The sequence below is a fragment of the Rhodococcus sp. R1101 genome (assembly GCF_000278445.1).
Classification (GTDB): domain Bacteria; phylum Actinomycetota; class Actinomycetes; order Mycobacteriales; family Mycobacteriaceae; genus Rhodococcus; species Rhodococcus gordoniae.
This window is the reverse complement of the sequence record NZ_AJVB01000411.1, coordinates 1-3,506: the sequence shown is the minus strand read 5'-3', so window position 1 is coordinate 3,506 and position 3,506 is coordinate 1. Positions and strand designations below refer to the sequence as shown.

The following is a 3,506-nucleotide window of genomic DNA, read 5'->3' as shown; positions in this document are numbered from 1 at the left end:
GGTACGGGTACGGATTTGCCGGACTACACCGAGAACGGGACCGCCCCGGACTACACGGACGACGACACCGACAGCGCGACCGTCCCCGACGATACGGGTGCCGGCACCGTCCCGGACGGCACGGACGGTGGGACCGTCCCGGACGACACGGACGGTGGGACGGTTCCCGACGTGGACGACGACACCGGTAGCGACGACGGTGGGATCGACTGGGACAACCCGGATCCGGGCGACCCCGTCGTGGAGAGCCCGGGATCCGGCACCGGCGGAACGGGCTCCCGTCCTTCCACACCTGATTCGCCGCCTGGCGCCCCGTCCCGTCCGAGCGTCACCGGTCCTGCCGCGGTGGAGGTCGTCATCGACCGCGCGATGTCCCAGATCGGCGTGCCCTACGCCTGGGGCGGTGGGAACGAGAACGGCCCGACCCGCGGTATCCGCGACGGCGGTGTCGCCGATGTCCACGGCGACTACGCCAAGGTCGGCTTCGACTGTTCCGGACTGATGATCTATGCGTTCGCGGGCATCGGCATCTCGCTACCGCACTACACCGGCTACCAGTACACGGCAGGCTCACAGATCCCGTCGTCGCAGATGAGACGGGGCGACATGATCTTCTACGGACCCAACGCCAGTCAGCACGTCGCGCTGTACCTCGGTGACGGACAGATGCTCGAGGCGCCGCAGTCGGGGTCGTACGTGAAGATCTCGCCGGTACGCTGGGGCGGCATGACACCGTACGTGGTGCGCATGGTGTCGTGAGGGCGAGGTTTGCCGCGGCCCTCGTGCCGCCGAGGACAGGCGCCCATCCGGTCGATCCCGGGTGCGTCTCCCGGTCGGTGCAGGGGTGACGACACACCGAGCCGGCACCTGCAATAGTGGTGCAGCAGGTGTTTCCAACGGAGCGACGTAGGCGAAAGCGGTGGATTGTCGGTGACCTCACGCGAGGGTGGAACGTCCGGTTCGGCAACGCCGGGCAACCAGGGTGGCAACGACGGACGGAAGAACAACCAGGCTGCGGCGGGTGCTGCGCCGGCGCCGAAGACGACCGGCGTGAACATCGCACCGGCACCGCGGGCGTCCGGTGTGAATACCCGTGAGCCCGGCGGCGACGCCCCTGCGAAGGCGTACGACCCGGCCGACGACGTCCGTCTCCTCGAACGGGCCGTCTACGAGGTCAAACGCGTGATCGTGGGCCAGGACCTGCTGGTCGAGCGGATGCTCGTCGGTGTTCTCGCCCGCGGCCACGTTCTGCTCGAAGGTGTGCCGGGCGTGGCGAAGACGCTGGCCGTCGAAACTTTCGCGAAGGTCGTCGGCGGGTCCTTCTCCCGGGTGCAGTTCACTCCGGACCTCGTGCCGACCGACCTCGTCGGTACTCGTATCTACCGTCAGGGACGCGAGGAGTTCGACACCGAACTCGGCCCTGTCGTCGCGAACTTCGTGCTCGCCGACGAGATCAACCGCGCGCCGGCGAAGGTGCAGTCGGCTCTGCTCGAGGTGATGGCCGAACGGCATGTCACCATCGGCGGGAAGACCTTCCCGATGCCTGAGCCGTTTCTCGTGATGGCGACCCAGAACCCCATCGAGAACGAGGGTGTCTATCCGCTGCCGGAAGCGCAGCGCGACCGCTTCCTGTTCAAGGTCCTCGTCGACTATCCGACGGTGGAGGAGGAACGCGAGATCGTCTACCGGATGGGCGTCGCCGCTCCGGAGCCGAAGCAGGTGCTCGACAACGAGCAGCTCCTGCGCCTGCAGAAGATCGCCGGACGTGTCTTCGTCCACCACGCGCTGGTCGATTACGTCGTGCGGGTCATCTTCGCGACGCGGCAGCCCGCCGAACTCGGGCTGCACGACGTGCAGGGCTGGATCGCCTACGGCGCGTCGCCCCGAGCGACGCTGGGTATCATCTCCTCGGCACGTGCCCTCGCGCTCGTGCGGGGCCGCGACTACGTGGTGCCGCAGGACATCGTCGACGTCATCCCCGATGTGCTCCGTCATCGCCTGGTGCTGTCCTACGACGCGCTCGCGGACGATGTCTCTGCGGATCAGATCATCACCCGCATCCTGCAGACGGTCGGCCTTCCGCAGGTCGCGCCGCAGGCGAACGCACCCGTGCCGTCGGCGACACCGGCTTCCGTCGATCCGCGGTCCGCGGCCGGCCCGCAGACACCCGTCGGTGCGCCCGGTCCGCAGGGAGGTGCGGGCGCGCGGTGAGCACACGTCCTCACGACGGGTCTCCACCGCGGTTCAGATCCGGTGAACTGCGCGATCCCGCGCTCACCGCCGCGCTCCGCACCCTCGAGCTGACCGTGCGGCGCCGTCTCGACGGTGTCCTGCACGGCGATCACCTCGGTCTGATCCCGGGGCCGGGTTCCGAACCGGGCGACGCCCGGGAGTACCAGCCGGGCGACGACGTGCGGCAGATGGACTGGTCGGTCACCGCGCGCACCACGCATCCGCATGTGCGTCAGACCGTCGCCGACCGCGAACTCGAGACGTGGCTCGCGATCGACCTGTCGGCCAGCCTGGACTTCGGTACCGGTCTGTGCGAGAAGCGCGATCTGGTGGTCGCGGCGGTGGCCGCGCTGGCGCACCTGACCACCGGCGGCGGAAACCGGATCGGGGCGGTGGTCTCCACCGGCAGCGAGACGGTCCGCGTCCCCGCGCGCGGCGGACGGCTGCATGCCCAGTCGCTGCTGCGGACGGTCGCGACCACCCCGCATCCGCCGGACGGGACCCGTGGTGATCTCCGAGGCGTCGTCGAGGCACTGCGACGCCCTCAGCGCCGCCGGGGTCTCGCCGTCGTGGTGAGCGACTTCCTCGGTCCGCTCGACTGGGAGAGGTCCCTGCGGGCACTGTCCGGCCGTCACGAACTCCTCGCCGTGGAAATCCTCGACCGCCGCGACCTCGAACTGCCCGATCTGGGCGATGTGGTCCTCCACGACCCGGAGACGGGCCGCACCCGCGAGTTCACGACCACTCCGGAATTGCGGGCCGACTACGCGCAGGCGGCCGCCGAGCATCGGGCGGCCGTGCACCAGGCGCTGCGCAGCTGTGGTGCGCCCGTCCTGACCCTGCACACCGACCGCGACTGGATCGGCGATGTCGTACGGTTCGTCGCGGCGCGTCGGCACAGCTACGGCGTACCCGCACGGCAGGGGGGACGATGAGCCTGTCCGGTTTCACCTCACCGTGGTGGTTGCTGCTGCTGCTCGTCGTCGCTGCCCTCGGGGGTGCGTACGTACTGGTCCAGCGTCGGCGCCAGGCGAACACGCTGCGCTTCACGAATCTCGAAATGCTCGAGAAGGTCGCTCCCGCCCGTCCCGGACGCGTCCGGCACATTCCGGTCGCCCTGCTGCTCGTGGGCCTGGTCTTCCTCACAGTGGCGCTCGCCGGTCCCACCGCCGAGCAGCGGGTACCGCGCAACCGGGCCACGGTCGTGCTCGTCATCGACGTGTCGCTGTCGATGGAGGCCACGGACGTCGCGCCCACCCGCCTGGCGGCGGCGC

The 3,506-nt window shown here is 69.6% G+C and carries 4 protein-coding genes; all 4 read left to right on the top strand.

Annotated elements, in window-relative coordinates; genetic code table 11:
• A partial coding sequence (locus R1101_RS31110) for an NlpC/P60 family protein (RefSeq protein WP_016934894.1) occupies positions 1-759 on the top strand: 759 nt, incomplete at its 5' end.
• A gap of 171 nt (positions 760-930) precedes the next feature.
• Positions 931-2,211 (top strand): AAA family ATPase, encoded by a 1,281-nt coding sequence (locus R1101_RS0118860; protein WP_016934893.1) that lies wholly within the window; start codon positions 931-933, stop codon positions 2,209-2,211.
• Positions 2,208-3,167, top strand: a complete 960-nt coding sequence (locus R1101_RS0118855; protein WP_016934892.1) for a DUF58 domain-containing protein — start codon at positions 2,208-2,210, stop codon at positions 3,165-3,167. The genes R1101_RS0118860 and R1101_RS0118855 overlap by 4 nt, the downstream gene beginning before the upstream one ends.
• Positions 3,164-3,506 (top strand): BatA domain-containing protein (locus tag R1101_RS0118850; protein ID WP_016934891.1); only part of this gene is annotated, 343 nt, incomplete at its 3' end. The genes R1101_RS0118855 and R1101_RS0118850, both read left to right, overlap by 4 nt.